14 protein-coding genes and 1 tRNA gene are annotated in these 17143 nt (G+C 62.9%); 14 read left to right on the top strand and 1 reads right to left on the bottom strand.

The window, feature by feature from the left end; genetic code table 11:
• The first annotated feature begins 33 nt into the window (after window positions 1-33).
• The 13 genes from ispG (at window position 34) to V6657_RS10000 (ending at window position 13976) form a co-directional block, all read left to right on the top strand.
• Window positions 34-1317: a flavodoxin-dependent (E)-4-hydroxy-3-methylbut-2-enyl-diphosphate synthase gene (ispG, locus tag V6657_RS10060; protein WP_048934283.1), complete on the top strand. Its 1284-nt coding sequence runs from the start codon at window positions 34-36 to the stop codon at window positions 1315-1317.
• A 61-nt stretch (window positions 1318-1378) separates the two neighbouring features.
• Window positions 1379-2701, top strand: a complete 1323-nt coding sequence (gene hisS / locus V6657_RS10055; protein ID WP_048934284.1) for a histidine--tRNA ligase — start codon at window positions 1379-1381, stop codon at window positions 2699-2701.
• Window positions 2702-2727: 26 nt separating this feature from the next.
• Window positions 2728-3363: a tetratricopeptide repeat protein gene (locus V6657_RS10050; RefSeq protein ID WP_048934285.1), complete on the top strand. Its 636-nt coding sequence runs from the start codon at window positions 2728-2730 to the stop codon at window positions 3361-3363.
• 48 nt (window positions 3364-3411) lie between these two features.
• Window positions 3412-4578, top strand: coding sequence for an outer membrane protein assembly factor BamB (bamB, locus tag V6657_RS10045; protein WP_048934286.1), 1167 nt, complete (start codon window positions 3412-3414; stop codon window positions 4576-4578).
• Between the two features lie 194 nt (window positions 4579-4772).
• Window positions 4773-6116, top strand: coding sequence for a ribosome biogenesis GTPase Der (gene der / locus V6657_RS10040; protein ID WP_048934287.1), 1344 nt, complete (start codon window positions 4773-4775; stop codon window positions 6114-6116).
• Between the two features lie 290 nt (window positions 6117-6406).
• Entirely contained in the window at window positions 6407-6646 is a 240-nt protein-coding gene (gene hfq, locus V6657_RS10035) for an RNA chaperone Hfq (protein ID WP_003263868.1), read from the top strand.
• Window positions 6647-6721: 75 nt separating this feature from the next.
• Window positions 6722-7975 carry a GTPase HflX gene (gene hflX / locus V6657_RS10030; RefSeq protein WP_048934288.1) on the top strand — a complete coding sequence of 418 codons (1254 nt, stop codon included), beginning with the start codon at window positions 6722-6724 and terminating at the stop codon, window positions 7973-7975.
• Window positions 7976-8031: 56 nt separating this feature from the next.
• Window positions 8032-9411 (top strand): FtsH protease activity modulator HflK, encoded by a 1380-nt coding sequence (hflK, locus tag V6657_RS10025; RefSeq protein WP_048934289.1) that lies wholly within the window; start codon window positions 8032-8034, stop codon window positions 9409-9411.
• Window positions 9412-9422: 11 nt separating this feature from the next.
• The gene (gene hflC, locus V6657_RS10020) at window positions 9423-10340 is read left to right on the top strand and encodes a protease modulator HflC (protein WP_048934290.1); all 918 of its coding nucleotides are present in this window, start codon (window positions 9423-9425) and stop codon (window positions 10338-10340) included.
• 78 nt (window positions 10341-10418) lie between these two features.
• The gene (locus V6657_RS10015; protein ID WP_048934328.1) at window positions 10419-10619 is read left to right on the top strand and encodes a DUF2065 domain-containing protein; all 201 of its coding nucleotides are present in this window, start codon (window positions 10419-10421) and stop codon (window positions 10617-10619) included.
• Window positions 10620-10677: 58 nt separating this feature from the next.
• The gene (locus V6657_RS10010) at window positions 10678-11841 is read left to right on the top strand and encodes an ATP phosphoribosyltransferase regulatory subunit (RefSeq protein ID WP_048934291.1); all 1164 of its coding nucleotides are present in this window, start codon (window positions 10678-10680) and stop codon (window positions 11839-11841) included.
• Window positions 11842-11936: 95 nt separating this feature from the next.
• Window positions 11937-13277, top strand: a complete 1341-nt coding sequence (locus V6657_RS10005; RefSeq protein ID WP_048934292.1) for an adenylosuccinate synthase — start codon at window positions 11937-11939, stop codon at window positions 13275-13277.
• 126 nt (window positions 13278-13403) lie between these two features.
• Complete coding sequence (locus V6657_RS10000) at window positions 13404-13976, top strand: phosphoribosyltransferase (protein ID WP_048934293.1); 573 nt, start codon at window positions 13404-13406, stop codon at window positions 13974-13976.
• A 372-nt stretch (window positions 13977-14348) separates the two neighbouring features.
• Here V6657_RS10000 and V6657_RS09995 read toward each other — a convergent pair.
• Window positions 14349-14433 (bottom strand) — tRNA-Leu (locus tag V6657_RS09995).
• A gap of 70 nt (window positions 14434-14503) precedes the next feature.
• Between V6657_RS09995 and rnr the strand changes: the two genes are divergently transcribed.
• The gene (gene rnr, locus V6657_RS09990) at window positions 14504-17095 is read left to right on the top strand and encodes a ribonuclease R (RefSeq protein WP_048934294.1); all 2592 of its coding nucleotides are present in this window, start codon (window positions 14504-14506) and stop codon (window positions 17093-17095) included.
• The last annotated feature ends 48 nt before the right edge of the window (window positions 17096-17143 follow it).

Below are 17143 nucleotides of genomic sequence, written 5' to 3'. Positions count from 1 at the left end.
GACGCCTGACTGGGCGTCGCGCCTTGTCTGATCATGGAAACCTCCACGCCTCTCGACTGCGCTCCAGCCTTGCCCGGTCCGCTACCGCGCCGGAACTCGCGCGCGGCAGAAATCCGCTGGGGTGACCGCATCGTTCACGTTGGCGGCGCTGCGCCGGTCTGCGTGCAATCGATGACGAACACTGATACGTCGGATGCCATCGGTACGGCGATCCAGGTGAAGGAACTGGCGCGTGCCGGTTCTGAACTGGTGCGCATCACGGTGGATACGCCGGCTGCGGCGGCTGCTGTGCCGGCCATCCGCGAGCAACTCGATCGCATGGGCGTGGACGTGCCGCTGGTGGGCGATTTCCACTACAACGGCCACAAGCTGCTGCAGGATTATCCCGAGTGCGCGCAGGCGCTGTCCAAGTACCGCATCAACCCGGGCAACGTGGGGCAGGGCGCGAAGCGTGACACGCAGTTCGCGCAGATGATCGAGATTGCCTGTCGCTACGACAAGCCCGTGCGCATCGGCGTGAACTGGGGCAGCCTGGATCAGGATCTGCTCGCACGCATCATGGACGAGAACGCTCAGCGTGCGACGCCGTGGGATGCCCGTACCGTGATGGTTGAGGCGCTGATCACGTCGGCGATTCAATCCGCACAGAAGGCGGAAGAGATCGGTTTGCCGGGTAGCCAGATCATCCTGTCATGCAAGGTTTCAGCCGTGCAGGATCTGATCGCGGTGTACCGTGAGCTGGCGCGCCGCTGCAACTACGCGCTGCACCTCGGCTTGACCGAAGCTGGCATGGGCAGCAAGGGCATCGTCGCTTCGACGGCCGCGCTGTCGGTGCTGCTGCAAGAGGGCATTGGCGACACGATCCGTATTTCGCTCACGCCCGAGCCGGGTGCGCCGCGTGAGAAGGAAGTCATCGTGGCGCAGGAGATCCTGCAGACCATGGGCCTGCGCAATTTCACGCCGATGGTCATCGCGTGCCCCGGTTGCGGACGCACGACCAGCACGGTGTTCCAGGAGCTGGCTGCACGTATCCAGTCGTATCTGCGCGAGCAGATGCCGACGTGGAAGGTCACGCACCCCGGTGTCGAAGAGATGAACGTGGCCGTGATGGGCTGCATCGTCAATGGGCCGGGTGAGAGCAAGCACGCCAATATCGGCATCTCTCTGCCGGGCACAGGCGAATCGCCGGCAGCGCCGGTGTTTGTCGACGGCGTGAAGGTGAAGACGCTGCGCGGAGAGCGCATCGCAGAAGAATTCCAGACGATCGTCGACGAGTACGTGCGCACGCATTACGGTGCACAAGCCGAGACGGCATAAGGCTTCACAGCAAGAAATGACAAGCCGGCCTGCAGATGAGGCCGGCTTTTAACGTGACATCATGAGCGAACCCAAACAACAACGCGCGCAGAAGATCGCTGGCGTCAAAGGCATGAATGACCTGTTGCCCAGCGACGCCCCGCTGTGGGAGCACTTCGACAACGCGGTGCGCAGCATGCTGCGCGCTTACGGTTACCAGCAGATTCGCACGCCCATCGTCGAGCAGACGCAGCTGTTCGTGCGCGGCATCGGCGAGGTGACGGACATCGTCGAGAAGGAGATGTACTCCTTCACCGACAGCCTGAATGGCGAGCAATTGACGATGCGCCCGGAAGGGACCGCAGCCGCTGTGCGCGCTGTGATCGAGCACAACCTGCTGTACGACGGTCCGAAGCGACTCTGGTACACGGGTCCGATGTTCCGCCACGAAAAGCCGCAGCGCGGCCGCTACCGCCAGTTCCATCAGGTAGGTGTCGAAGCGCTGGGCTTTGCTGGCCCGGACATCGACGCTGAAGTCATCCTGATGTGTCAGCGCCTGTGGGATGACCTCGGCCTGGTCGGCCTGAAGCTTGAGTTGAATTCGCTTGGCCAGGCTGAGGAGCGCGCCGCGCACCGTGCCGATCTCATCAAGTATCTGGAAGGCTTCCAGGACATCCTCGATGAAGACAGCAAGCGCCGCCTGTACACCAATCCGCTGCGTGTGCTCGACACGAAGAATCCTGCGTTGCAGGCCATGGCGGCTGGTGCGCCCAAGCTGATCGACTATCTGGGCGATGAATCGCGCGCGCACTTCGACGGTGTGCAGAAGCTGCTCAAGGCGAACAACATTCCATTCACGATCAATCCGCGCCTGGTGCGCGGGCTGGATTACTACAACCTCACGGTGTTCGAGTGGACGACCGACAAGCTCGGCTCGCAAGGTACCGTGGCCGGGGGCGGTCGCTATGATCCGCTGATCGAGCAGATTGGCGGCAAGCCGGCGCCCGCATGCGGTTGGGCCATGGGCGTCGAGCGCATCATCGAGTTGCTGCGTGAAGAAAAGCTGGAGCCCGAGGCGCAAGGCTGCGACGTCTACATCGTCCACCAGGGCGACGACGCACAGGTGCAGGCACTCGTGGCCGCAGAGCGCCTGCGTGATGCCGGCCTTGACGTCGTCCTTCATGCCTCGGCGGAAGGGCGCAATGGCAGCTTCAAGTCGCAGTTCAAGCGTGCCGACGCAAGTGGCGCATCCTATGCGGTTATCATTGGCGACGACGAAGTTGCCCAAGGCGTGGCACAGATCAAGCCGCTGCGCGGTGATCCAAATGCGGATGCCCAGCAGACCGTGCCGGCTGACCAACTGGTCGACCGTCTGATCGATGCCATGGTGGCAAACAGCGACTAACTCCAAAACCTCAAGCTCTGCAAAGCATGGCCTACGATCTCGAAGAACAGGAACAACTAGAGAGCCTCAAGCACTGGTGGCGTGACAACGGCAACGTGGTGACGTGGATCGCCATCGTGGTGCTATTGGCCGTGGCTGGCTGGTTTGGCTGGAAGAACTGGCAGCGCAAGCAAGCGGGCGAAGCGTCCGTGCTGTATGAGCAGGTGCAGAAGGCCGTCGACGGTAAGGACGCCGAGAAGATCAAGCGCGCCGCCACCGACATGGAAGACAAGTTTGGCGGAACCGCTTACGCGCAGATGACCGCGCTGGCCGCAGCCAAGGCGCTGTATGAGGCCAACGATGCTGCTGGCGCGAAGGCGCAGTTGCAATGGACGATCGATCACGCGCGCGATGGCGAGTACAAGGCTCTCGCCAAGCTGCGCCTGGCAGGTCTGCTGCTCGACGAGAAAGCCTACGATCAGGGCCTCGCGCTAGTCTCCGGCGACGTTGCTCCGGCGTTTACCGCACTGTTTGCCGACCGTCGTGGTGACCTGCTTGCCGCGCAGAACAAGACCGAAGACGCGCGTACGGCCTACAAGCTGGCGCTCGAGAAGTTCGGTCCGACGGACGCTTCGGCTCGCCAGATCGTGCAGTTCAAGCTGGATGCTCTGGGCGGTGCCTGATCGGCAACGTTGGTGCACCTCAACGCATAACAAAAGGATCTCGATTTCATGATTCACGCACTTGAGCAGGGTGGTCTCGCGCGCGCAGCGCGTGTCGCAGTGCTGGCACTGGCGGCGACGGCCGTTCTGGGCGGTTGCTCGCTGTTCAGCAGCAAGGTCAAGCATGAACCTGCCAAGCTGAAGGACGTTCAGCAGGTGCTGGCCGTGAGCCAGGCGTGGAGCGTGAGCGTCGGCAAGAGCGGCAGCTACGTGATGCAGCCGTTTGTCTGGGGTAACAACGTCTACGTGTCGGCCGCCAACGGCGGCGTGACGGCACTGGACGGCGCGACCGGCCGCACCGTGTGGCAGGGCAAGGCGGATGTCGACCTGACCTCCGGCCCGGGCAGCGACGGCACACTGACGGCCGTGGCTGGCGAGAAGGGCACCGTCGTCGCATTCGACGAAAAAGGCGCGCAAAAATGGAAGGCGACCGTCAACGGTGAAGTTCTGACCGCTCCGCTGGTCGGCCAAGGTCTGGTGATCGTGCGTACGACCGATGGCCGCATTCTTGGCTTGGACGGCGGCAGTGGCGATCGCAAGTGGATCTATCAACGCTCGCCGTCGGCACTGAACCTGCGTAGCAGCCTGCCGATGATCTTTGCCGGTGACAATGTCATCCTGGGCTTTGCTGGTGGCAAACTGGGCGCGCTGGCAGCCAACAACGGTGCGCTGCGCTGGGAAGCGGCGGTATCGTATCCGCGTGGCGTGTCGGAAATTGAGCGCCTGAACGATGTGACTGGTTCACCGTCGATCGATGGTCAGCAGGTGTGCGCGGCCAGCTTCCAGGGGCGTGTGGCGTGCTTCGATATCAGCACGGGTGCTCCGCGCTGGGGTCGCGATTTCTCTTCGCCGAGCGGCGTGACGCAGGATGGCGGTTCGCTGTTCGCGGCGGATGAGAAGTCGATCGTCTATGGCTTCAATGCCCAGAACGGCGCAGACCTGTGGAAGAACGACGCGCTGCTGTGGCGTGATCTGGGTGCGCCGCTGGCATTTGGTCATGCGGTCATCGTTGGCGATTTCGAAGGCTGGGTGCACTTCCTGGCGAGCGACAGCGGTAAGTTTGTCGCCCGCGTGAAGGCAGACGGCAGCGCCATCAGCGCGGCGCCGGTGGTGGTCGGCCAGACGCTCGTCGTGCAGACGCGCGGCGGTGGCGTCTACGGCTACCTGCCGAAGTAACACCTGCCGTCGCGTGCGGTTGACGTCGCGGCGGCAAACGAATCACTCAGGGCGGCTGGCAGTTGCCGGCGCCTTGAACCCGCGCCCGCGTATCCCGCGGGCGTCTTGCATCTGTTCGGTAGGCCGTGCGGGTGCCAACCGCAGTTGCAACAACCGGAATTTGCCGTGACGCCATTCGCGCACGGTACACAAGCATGAAACCAGTCATTGCCCTCGTGGGGCGGCCGAATGTCGGCAAATCGACCCTGTTCAACCGTCTGACGCGCTCGCGCGACGCGCTGGTCGCGGACATCCCCGGCCTGACCCGCGACCGCCACTACGGCGAGGGTCGCATCGGCGAGCGTCCGTTCATCGCGATCGATACCGGCGGCTTCGAGCCCGTCGCCAAAGAGGGCATTGTCGCCGAGATGGCCAAGCAGACGCGCCAGGCCGTGGTCGAGGCCGACGTGGTCATCTTCATCGTCGATGGCCGCCTGGGGCTGGCACCGCAGGATCGCGTGATCGCCGACTATTTGCGCAAGACCGGGCGTCGCATTCTTCTGGCCGTCAACAAGGCCGAGGGCATGCGGTACACCGCAGTCGCCTCCGATTTCTACGAGCTCGGATTGGGCGATCCAGCAGCCATTTCGGCTGCGCATGGCGATGGCGTCAACGACTTGGTGGCGGAAGCACTTGACCTCGCGTTTGCCGAGCGTCCGGAGCTTGCCGAGGCAGCCGATGCGCACGACCACGGTACGCGGATTGCCATCGTTGGTCGCCCAAACGTGGGCAAGTCGACGCTGGTGAACGCGCTGATTGGCGAGGAGCGCGTGATCGCGTTCGACATGCCGGGCACCACGCGCGACTCCATCTATGTGGATTTCGAACGCAACGGCAAGCCGTACACGCTCATCGACACCGCTGGTCTGCGCAAGCGCGGCAAGGTGTTCGAGGCGATCGAGAAATTCTCAGTGGTCAAGACGCTGCAGTCGATTGCAGATGCCAACGTGGTGGTGCTGCTGCTCGATGCGCAGCAGGATATTTCCGACCAGGACGCACATATCGCCGGCTTTATCGTCGAATCGGGCCGTGCGCTGGTGGTTGGCGTGAACAAGTGGGATGGCCTCACGGGCCATGCGCGTGACCGTATCAAACATGATCTGGAGCGCAAGCTGCAGTTCCTGTCGTTCGCGAACGTGCATTACGTCTCGGCCAAGGAAAAGACCGGTATCGGCGCGCTGCTGAAATCGGTGGATGCTGCCTACGCTGCCGCCATGGTCAAGCTGCCGACACCCAAGCTCACCCGCGTGTTGCAGGAGGCGGTCGAATTCCAGCAACCGCGTCGCGCGGGGGTCTCGCGTCCGAAGCTGCGCTATGCGCATCAGGGCGGTTCCAACCCGCCGATTGTCGTGATCCACGGCAATGCGCTGTCGAATATTCCCGACACCTACCGCCGCTTCCTGGAAGGGCGTTTCCGCGAGGCCTTCCAGCTGAAGGGCACCCCGCTGCGAATCGAATTTCGTACGAACAAAAACCCGTACGCCCAATCCAACGAGTGAGCGCGTGCCAAGCCGCGCTCGAACGAGGGAGCGGGTGACGCGGGGTATTCGAATGGGGGATCATCGGAAGGCTGAGTTAGCCATTTCGTATGGCGGAGTCGGCGCAGTTTTCCGTTTGCTTTCCCCGATTTCTAAGGCTAAATTCACGAAACATGGCGTCTCGCACGCCATTGGTGTCGTTTAGATTCACTTGGCGGACTCTTTTGACGAACTTTTTTTGCGTCGCCTGCTTGAACCCGGGCTTCCCAGCCCCATAACCCACCACTAAACCTATAAATCTGGAGTGTGCCATGAGCAACAAAGGGCAATTGCTACAAGACCCGTTTCTGAATGCGCTGCGTAAGGAGCATGTGCCGGTGTCGATCTACCTCGTCAACGGCATCAAGCTGCAAGGCAATATCGAGTCGTTCGACCAGTACGTCGTGCTCCTGCGCAACACCGTGACGCAGATGGTGTACAAGCACGCAATCTCCACCGTGGTGCCGGCCCGTGCCGTGAATTTCCGCGTGGACGAAGCGTCCGACGCCTGATCCTGCCTCGCTCCCGCCGCCATCTGCGCGGCGGGACGCACCCACCTCGGTTTCTCCCTTCTTTATTTCCCCCGCTTGGCATCCCATCCCACCTCCAACTCGGAGCCGACGCGCGCTATTTTGGTTGCGGTCGATTTCGGCAAACACGATTTTCAGGAAAGCCTGAGTGAACTGGCGTTGCTGGCCTCCACGGCTGGCTCTGAACCTGTGCGTGCGGTCACGGGCAAACGTTCCCGGCCGGACGCATCGCTGTTCATCGGCTCGGGCAAGGCGGAGGAAGTGAAGATCGCCGCGGATGAGGAAGACGCCGAGATCGTCATCTTCAACCACGCGCTGAGCCCCGCGCAGCAACGTAACCTCGAGCGCTTTTTCGGCCGCCACGTGGTGGACCGGACAGGCCTCATCCTCGACATCTTCAGCCAGCGTGCGCAGAGCCACGTCGGCAAAGTGCAGGTGGAGCTCGCGCGCGTGCGCTACCAGGCGGCACGTCTGGTACGGGCGTGGAGCCACTTGGAGCGTCAGAAGGGCGGTGTTGGCCTGCGTGGCGGCCCCGGTGAGCGCCAGCTCGAACTGGACCGCCGGATGCTAGACGAACGTGCCAAGCGCCTGTCGTCCGAGTTGGACAAGCTGCAGCGCCAGCACGACACGCAACGCCGTTCGCGTAGCCGCAACGATGCATTTTCCGTCTCACTGGTCGGTTATACCAACGCCGGCAAGTCGACGCTGTTCAACTCGCTGACCAAGGCGCGCACCTACGCGGCCAACCAGTTGTTCGCCACGTTGGATACGACTTCCCGCCGTCTGTACTTGGAAGGTTTGGGCAACGTCGTGCTGTCCGATACGGTCGGTTTTATCCGTGATCTGCCGACGCAGCTGGTGGCGGCCTTCCGCGCCACGCTGGAAGAAACCGTGCACGCCGACGTGCTGCTGCACGTGGTGGACGCCGCCAGCACGGTCAAGCACGAGCAGATGGAGCAGGTGGACCGCGTGCTCGATGAGATCGACGCCAGCGGCATTCCGCAGATTCTGGTGATGAACAAAATCGACGCGGCCGAGGAGTTGCGTGCCCAGGGTCCGCGTATCGAACGCGACGAGAACGGTGCCGTACGGCGCGTGTTTGTGTCCGCCATCGAGGGCGCCGGGCTGGATCTGCTGCGTGAAGCGCTGGTGGAAACGGCAATTCGCCTGCGCGAGAACCCGGCGTCGCATAGTGGTGACTTCGATCCGCGCTTCGATACCCGTCGGGATCACCTCCCTGCGCAACGTGACGAACTGTCGCAGAACTTGCTTGGTGGCGGCTCTTCCGACGAAGGTGACGAAGAGGGCTGATAGAATCACCCGCTACTTCTTTTGCAGTCAGACAATCAGGACAAGCCCAACCGCTCATGCCCGAGATTTCGCCCCAGTCTTCTTCCATGGCCTCGCCACGTCCGGCGCGGGGTATGTGGCACCGCTTGCGCGTGCTGCTTTCACTGAACGATCCGCGCTGGGGTCGCGGCGATGACAACGCCGAGCGCGAAAACAAAGATGAGCCGAAGCGCCAAAGCAAGCCGCCCCAGGATGGTCCGCCCGACCTCGACGAGTTGTGGCGCGACTTCAACCGCCGTCTGAACAACCTGTTCGGTCGCAAGGAAGGCGGCGACGGCGGCAGTGGTGGCCCGACGCCGCTGCGCCCCAATGGCGGTCGCGCTGGTTCTGGTCTTGGTGTTGGTGTATTGCTGGCTGTGCTGGTGGGCCTGTGGCTGGCCAGCGGCTTCTTCATCATCCAGGAAGGCCAGACCGGTGTGATCCTGCAGTTCGGCCGCTTCAAGTATCTGGCCACGCCGGGTATCAACTGGCGCCTGCCGTATCCGATCCAATCGCACGAGATCGTCAACCTGTCGGGCGTGCGTACGCTGGAAATCGGCCGCACCACGCAGATCAAGGACACGAACCTGAAGGATTCGTCGATGCTCACGCAGGACGAGAACATCGTCGATGTGCGCTTCTCGGTCCAATACAACATTGAGGACCCGGTCAAGTATCTCTTCTTCAACCGCACGGATCGTGGCGGCGATGAAGAGCTCGTCACGCAAGCCGCTGAAACCTCTGTGCGTGAGATTGTCGGCCGCAACAAGATGGACTCCGTGCTGTACGAAGGGCGCGATGCCGTCGGCCGTAACTTGGCAGAGTCGATTCAGCGCATCCTTGCGGCCTACAACACCGGTATCCGCATCCTTAGCGTTAACGTGCAGAGCGTGCAGCCGCCCGAGCAGGTGCAGGCTGCGTTCGATGACGTGACCAAGGCAGGCCAAGACCGCGAACGCGCGATCTCCGAAGGCCAGGCCTATGCCAACGACGTGGTGCCGCGTGCCAAGGGTACGGCTGCGCGCCTGGTTGAAGAGGCGCAGGGCTACAAGGCGCGTGTCACGGCACGTGCGGAAGGTGACGCGGCTCGCTTTGCCTCCGTGCAGCGTGAGTACGCGAAGGCGCCGCAGGTCACGCGTGACCGCATCTATCTGGAGACCATGCAGGACATCTACGCCAACGCAAACAAGGTGCTGGTCGACCAAAATGGCAACGGCAGCCTGCTGTATCTGCCGCTGGACAAGCTGATCGCGCAGACGCAGGGCGATGCTTCTCGCTCGGCACCTGCCCCGGGCGCTTCACCGCAGGACAGCGGTTCGGCGCAAGGCGTGCCCACGCCCTCCAACCCGTCATCGATGAGTGACGCCGACTCGCGCTCGCGCGAGGCGCTGCGTAACCGCGATCGCGATTCCCGCTAAGAGGAGGGCATATGAATCGTCTGATTTCCGCCCTCGTGGCGCTGGTCATTGCCCTGGCGGTGTTCTCGTCGGTGGTGTTCGTGGTGGACCAGCGGCAGTACGCCGTGGTGTTCGCTTTTGGTGAGATCAAGCAGGTCATCAAGGAGCCGGGGCTGCACTTCAAGCTGCCGCCACCGCTGCAGAACGTCGTGTTCATGGACAAGCGCCTGCAGACCATTGATGTGGCCGGTGCTGACCGCTTCATCACGGCTGAAAAGAAGAACCTGCTGGTCGACTGGTTCGTGAAGTGGAAGATCGCTGATCCGCGCTTGTTCTACGTGAGCTTCAAGGGTGATAACCGCCTTGCGCAGGACAGTATGACGCAGAAAATCAACTCCATCGCCCGCGATGAGTTTGCGCGCCGTACCGTCTCCGACGTGGTTTCCACGGATCGCGAAGCCGCGATGCAGAGCATCCTCAAGGGGGTGCAGGAGTACGGCAAGTCGGTGGGTGTGGACATCATCGACGTGCGCTTGAAGCGCGTGGACCTGCTGGCCAGCGTGACGGAGTCGGTCTACCGCCGCATGGAAGCCGAGCGTAAGCGCGTGGCCAACGAGTTGCGTTCGACCGGCGCGGCCGAGGGGGAGAAGATCCGCGCTGATGCCGACCGCCAACGTGAAGTCGTGCTGGCCGATGCCTACCGCGATGCGCAGAAGATCAAGGGTGAGGGCGATGCCCGCGCCGCAGATATCTACGCCGATGCGTTTGGCCGTGATCCGCAGTTCGCCGCGTTCTGGCGCAGTATGGAGGCCTACCGCGCGTCGTTCCGCGACCGCAAGGACGTGATGGTGCTGCAACCGAACAGCGACTTCTTCAAGTTCATGCGCAGCCCGAACGGCGGTGGTTCGGCGGCAGCACCTGCGGCTGCCCAGTCGGGGCGACATCGCTAGTACAATGCGTCGCTGATCGTATTTGAGGCGGACAGACCCCGGCTTGCCGGGGTTTTGTTCGTTCGCCACCCGCATCCCATGGAAGAATCACTCCCCACCGTTTTGCTGGCCGCGTGCGCGCTGGTGCTCGTGTTCGAGGGCATCCTGCCGTTTGTCGCGCCGCAGGCCTGGCGCCGTGCCTTCCAGGCGATGACCGAGCTGCCCGACGAGAAGTTGCGTGTGATCGGGCTGGTATCGATGGCGGTGGGGCTGATCCTCCTGCGCCTGCTGCATCACTGAACCGCCTTTTCGCGCTTCCTGAAATTCCGCTGTACTGAGACTTCCGACCGAGACTGCCATGCCGACGAATTGGCTGCTGCCTGAATCCATTGCCGACGTGCTGCCTTCCGAGGCGCGCAAGATTGAAGAGTTGCGCCGCCGCATGCTCGACCTGTTCCGCACCTACGGCTACGAACTGGTCATGCCGCCGATGCTGGAATACATCGAGTCGCTACTTTCCGGCACCGGCCATGACCTGGATCTGAAGACCTTCAAGCTCGTCGATCAGCTCTCCGGCCGCACCATCGGCCTGCGTGCCGACATCACGCCCCAGGTCGCCCGCATTGATGCCCACCTGCTGAACCGCGCTGGTGTGACGCGCCTGTGCTACGCCGGTTCGGTATTGCACACGCGTCCGAGCGGCTTTCACGTCACGCGTGAGCCGTTGCAGATTGGCGCCGAAATCTATGGCCACGCCGGTCTGGAAGCCGATCTGGAGATCCAGGAACTCATGCTCGCGGCGTTGTCGGCGGCAGGCTTGGCAGATGTGCGCCTCGACCTGTGTCATGTTGGCGTGTTGGCCGCTCTGCTGGAGCAGGCGCCGGTCGCGCTGAGCGTGCAGGATGAATTGTTCACCGCGCTGGCGTCCAAGGACGTCCCAGCGCTACGCGTGTTGACGGCCGATCTGCCTGCGGCTCAGCGCGATGCGATCAACCTGCTGCCGTCGCTGTACGGTGGTGTCGATGTGCTCGCACGTGCCCGTGCGCAGTTGCCGGCGCTGCCCGCTATCGGTCGCGCGCTGGATGATCTGTCCACGCTGGCCGAGCGCGCTGGAGGTGCCACAGTCAACATCGACCTGGCCGATTTGCGTGGCTACCACTACCACAGCGGTGTGATGTTCACGGCCTACGTGGCTGGGGTGCCTAATGCGGTGGCGCGAGGCGGTCGTTACGACAAGGTTGGCGAGGCTTTTGGCCGCGCCCGTCCGGCAACCGGCTTTTCGCTGGACCTGCGCGAAGTCGCCGGTATTTCGCCGGTGGAGGCGCGCGCCGCTGCTATCCACGCACCGTGGTCGGGCGACGCCAAGCTGCGCGAGGCCATTGCCGCCCTGCGTGCTGCCGGCGAGATCGTCATCCAGTCGCTGCCGGGCCACCCGGAAGACCTGGAAGAATTCGCCTACAACCGCCAACTCGTAGAAGAGAGCGGGAGCTGGATCGTCAAGCCCCGCAAGGCTTTAGCCTGAGCGTGTTGCATAACGTTCTGTAAATACCCGGTAATTTCAGGGAAGACCCTGACAACAAGGGTAGAATACGTTTTTAACCCATCTGCAAATTCAACATGTCCGCACCAGCAGTGAGCCAAGGACGCAATGTCGTCGTCATCGGCACCCAGTGGGGTGACGAAGGTAAAGGGAAAATCGTCGATTGGCTGACCGATCATGCGCAAGGCGTGGTTCGTTTCCAGGGCGGACATAACGCAGGCCATACCCTCATCATCGGCGGCAAGAAGACGATCCTGCGTCTGATCCCGTCGGGCATCATGCGTGATGGCGTCGCGTGCTACATCGGTAACGGTGTGGTGCTCTCGCCCGAGGCGCTGTTCAAGGAAATCGACGAGCTGGAGTCGGCCGGCGTGCAGGTCCAGAACCGCCTGCGCATCTCGGAAGCCACCACGCTTATCCTCCCGTACCACGTTGCCATCGACAAGGCGCGCGAACTCAAGCGCGGTGCTGCCAAGATTGGTACGACCGGTCGCGGCATCGGCCCGGCGTACGAAGACAAGGTCGCCCGCCGTGCGCTGCGCGTGCAGGATCTGTTCGATCCGGCCTATTTTGCCGAGCGCCTGCGCGAGAACCTGGACTTCCACAACTTCGTCCTGACGCAGTACCTGAATCACCCGGCGCTGGACTTCCAGCAAGTGCTGGACGAGATGCTGCCGTATGGCGAGCGCCTGGCGCCGATGGTGACGGACGTGTCGGCTGAACTGTTCGCCGTGAACGCCGCGGGCAAGAACCTGATGTTCGAAGGCGCGCAAGGCACGCTGCTCGACATCGACCACGGTACGTATCCATTCGTCACGTCGAGCAACTGCGTGGCGGGCAATGCGGCCGCCGGTGCGGGCGTGGGGCCGGGCCAACTGCACTACATCCTGGGTATCACCAAGGCGTACTGCACGCGCGTGGGCTCCGGTCCGTTCCCGAGCGAGCTGTACGACGCGGATAACCCCGCTCGTCAGGACCCGACCGGCGTGCGTCTGGCTAACGTCGGCAAGGAATTCGGTTCGGTCACGGGCCGTCCGCGCCGCACGGGCTGGCTGGATGCCGCCGCTCTGCGCCGCGCAATCCAGATCAACGGCGTGTCAGGCTTGTGTATCACCAAGCTCGACGTGCTCGATGGCCTCGAAACCATCAAGCTGTGCGTCGGCTACAAGCTCGACGGCAAGGAAGTCGATATTCTGCCGCGTGGCTCCGATGCCGTGGCGCGCTGCCAGCCGATCTACGAAGAATTCCCCGGTTGGAACACGTCGACCTTCGGCCTGAAGGAATGGGGCGCACTGCCCGAGACCGCTCAGGCGTATCTCAAGCGCGTGGAAGACGTGGCCGGTATTCCGATCGCCATGATCTCGACCGGCCCGGACCGCGATGAGACCATCCTGTTGCGTCATCCATACAAGGACTGACGTGCCGCACTCACGCGTTTGACAGACTCGCCCGGTGATTTGCCGGGCGAATTGCATTCAGCGGCGTTTTTACAGAACACGACAGCGGCAACTCACGTCGCATTCATGATCAAGAAGAGGAACACGATGAACCAGCCGATCAACGATGACTCGCACCTGTGGGTGTCCTGGGATGACTATCACGGCCTGATCGAGCGCCTGGCGCTGGTCGTGCATGAGTCGGGCTGGAAGTTCGACAAGATCCTGTGCCTGGCGCGCGGTGGTTTGCGCGTGGGCGACCAACTCTCCCGTATCTATGACCTGCCGCTGGCCATTCTGGCCACCAGCAGCTATCGCGAGGCTGCAGGCACGCAGCAGGGCGATCTCGATATCGCTCAGTACATCACCATGACGCGCGGCGAGCTGTCGGGTCGCGTGCTGTTGGTCGATGACTTGGTGGACTCGGGCATCACGCTGGAGCGCGTGGGGCGCCACCTGAAGGAGCGCTATCCCGCCGTCACCGATGTGCGTACCGCTGTGCTGTGGCACAAGGCATGCTCGAAGATCAAGCCGGACTATGCGGTGCAGTTCCTGCCGACCAACCCGTGGATTCATCAGCCGTTCGAGGAATACGATACGCTGCGCCCGCATAATCTGGCGGCTTGGATCAAGCGTGGCAAGGCGCGTGCGGCCGGCAACGGTGAAGCGCCGGCGGCTTGATTCGTTGGTGGATTGCGTCGAAGCAAGAGGGGAGTGGTGTGTGCGGCTTGCGCCGTGCGTGCCACTTCGGTAACCTCACGTGACGGGTCGCAATACGGGCCCGAAACCCGCGCACGGACTGGCTTTGCAGAATTTGGCCAATGCAGATTGCGCGGATGATCGAAGCGTGGCGTGTCTTGATGGATGCGCTGGGCATCGAACCCACCCAGCGCCTGGGGTGTGCGAGCCGGTGATCCTGGCCCAGCCCCGGCGTGATAGCCGAGACACAATGCCTGTCGTCCTTCGCGGAATGTCGCGTCAGCTACTGAACAACAACAATCCGATCGCGGAAAAGAAAAACGGCGCAACTTGCGTTGCGCCGTTCCTAAACTCTGGTGCCCAGGAGAGGACTCGAACCTCCACGGAGTTACCCGCTAGTACCTGAAACTAGTGCGTCTACCAATTCCGCCACCTGGGCAGGTGTGCGTGTACCGAAGCTGTAATTATTACGGGTTCTACCGAACCTGTCAACACTCTAGAAGAAAAAATTGAATCAGCCGACTTATCCGATCCCGAGCCGCGAGGAAATCCTCGGTGTGCTGCGCACTTCGGGGTCTCCGCTGTCTGCCACCGATATCGCTAAGACGCTGTCGGTCACCCGTAAAGAGCACGACGGCTTTATCAAGCGTCTGACCGCCATGGAGCGGGACGGTCAGATCGAACTTAACCGCAAAGGGCGCTACGAACTGGCGCACCAACCCAACTTCATCGAAGGCCGTGTGATCGGCCATCGCGATGGCTTCGGATTCTTCGTCCGTGATGACGGCGAACCCGACATTTTCCTGCCCGAGCGCGAAATGCAGAAGGCCATGCATGGCGACCGCGCCCTGGTGCGCGCCGTTGGCTACGACCGCCGCGGGCGCTCGGAAGGGCAGATCGTCGAGATCCTGCAACGTGCCAACAAACGCATCATCGGCCGCCTGCTCTCGGAGAGCGGCACGCTGGTGGTGGCGCCCGAAGACAAGCGCCTTGGGCGCGACATCCTGATTGCGCCCAAGGGGCAGGGCAAGGCCAAGGTTGGCCAAGTGGTGAGCGTGGAGATCCTGGAGTATCCGGATCGCTACGTGCAGCCGATTGGTCGCGTGGTCGAAGTCCTGGGCGAGATCGACGATCCTGGCATGGAGATCGAGATCGCTGTGCGCAAGTACGGTGTGCCGCACGAGTTTTCTCAGCCGACGCAGCGTGAGGCCGAAGCATTGCCGGACACTGTGCGTGATGCCGATCTGGCTGGCCGCATCGATTTGCGCGATGTGCCGCTCGTCACCATCGATGGCGAAGACGCGCGCGACTTTGATGATGCGGTCTACGCCGAGCCCGTCAAGATTGGCCGCAGCAAGGGCTGGCGCCTGATCGTCGCGATTGCCGACGTGTCGCACTACGTGCGGCCGGGACATCCGCTGGATGCTGACGCGATTGACCGCGCCACTTCGGTCTACTTCCCGCGCCGCGTGATCCCGATGCTGCCGGAGAAGCTCTCCAACGGACTGTGCTCGCTGAATCCGGAAGTGGATCGCCTGTGCATGGTCTGCGACGCGGTCATCAGCGCCAAGGGCGAGATCAAGGCCTACCAGTTCTACCCGGCTGTGATGCACTCGAAGGCGCGCCTGACCTACAACGAGGTCTGGTCGATCCTGTCGAATGTGAAGGGTCCGGAGGCTGCCAAGCGCGCGCCGCTGGTGCCGCATCTGCAGGACCTGTACGAGCTGTATCAGACGCTGCTCAAGGCGCGCCGCGAGCGTGGCGCGATCGACTTCGATACGACCGAGACGTACATCGTCTGCAACGCGCAGGGCAAGATCGAGCAGATCCTGCCGCGCACGCGCAACGATGCGCACCGGCTGATTGAGGAGTGCATGCTGACGGCCAACGTCTGCGCGGCGGAGATGCTAGAGAAGTACAAGCACCCGGCGCTCTATCGCGTGCACGCAGGTCCAACGGAAGAAAAGCTGCAAGCACTGCGCGCCTTCCTGAAGACCAGCGGCCTGACGCTGGGCGGTGGCGACAAACCTCAGGCGTCTGATTACGCGGAGGTGATGGAGAAGATCGCCGCGCGCCCCGATGCACCGATGTTGCAGACCATGCTGCTGCGTTCGATGCAGCAGGCGGTCTACAGCCCGGACAACATCGGTCACTTTGGTCTGGCGTACCCGGCCTATGCGCACTTCACCAGCCCGATCCGCCGTTATCCGGACTTGCTGGTGCACCGCTCCATCAAGGCGATCCTGCAGCGCACGCGCTATGTGCCGGCGCTGGCTGCGGGCGTGCAACTGAACAGCGCGCTGTCGCCCAAGGCGCGCCGCCTCCAGGCGGAAGCCGAGAAGGGCGTGCCGGCGGCAGTCGTCAATAAGGCCAAGGCCGAGGCGATCTGGCATGAACTTGGCGTGCACTGTTCGGCAAATGAGCGCCGCGCTGACGAAGCCTCGCGTGACGTTGAGGCTTGGCTCAAGTGCTACTTCATGCGCGACAAGCTGGGCAATGAGTTCTCGGGCACGGTCAGCGCAGTCACGTCGTTCGGCATCTTCGTGCAGCTCGACGAGCTGTATGTGGAGGGCCTGGTGCATGTGACCGAGCTGGGCAGCGACTACTTCCAGTACGACGAAGCCCGCAACGAGCTGCGCGGCGAGCGCACGGGCATCCGCTACCGCTTGACCGACCGCGTGCGTGTGCAGTTGCTGCGCGTGGATCTGGATGCACGCAAGATGGACTTCCGCCTGATTCAGGAGCCGTCGGCCAAGGCGCTGCGGCCGACGAAGGTGGCAGGGGCACCGGAAGCCACGGCAGGCCGCCAGCCCGCTGTTGCTACGCCCGCGCCGCCGGTCGGCCGCAAGAAGCCGCGGCAGTTGGCGGCGCTGCTGGGTGGCACGGCCAAGCCGGAGGAATCGTTCGACGAGACGCTTGACCGCGTCTTCGAGGAGCAGCCGGTGTTCGAGCCGGGCTCGCGTGCACAGCCGCCGGGTCATGCGCATGCCAAGCCGGCCCGCAAAAGGCAGGCAACGCGTGCGCCCAAGCCCAAGGGCGGTGCCAAGACCACTGCACGCAAGGCGCCGGCCAAGGCACCGCGGAAGTCCAAGGGGCGCTGACCCCCTGGAAAACCGCTGAGGAGCGAGGGCAGACGGGTACAATCGCGC

It is taken from the genome of Ralstonia sp. RRA, from assembly GCF_037023145.1.
Classification (GTDB): Bacteria; Pseudomonadota; Gammaproteobacteria; order Burkholderiales; family Burkholderiaceae; genus Ralstonia.
The sequence above is the reverse complement of the archived record's forward strand: the minus strand, read 5'-3'. Positions and strand labels throughout refer to the sequence as shown.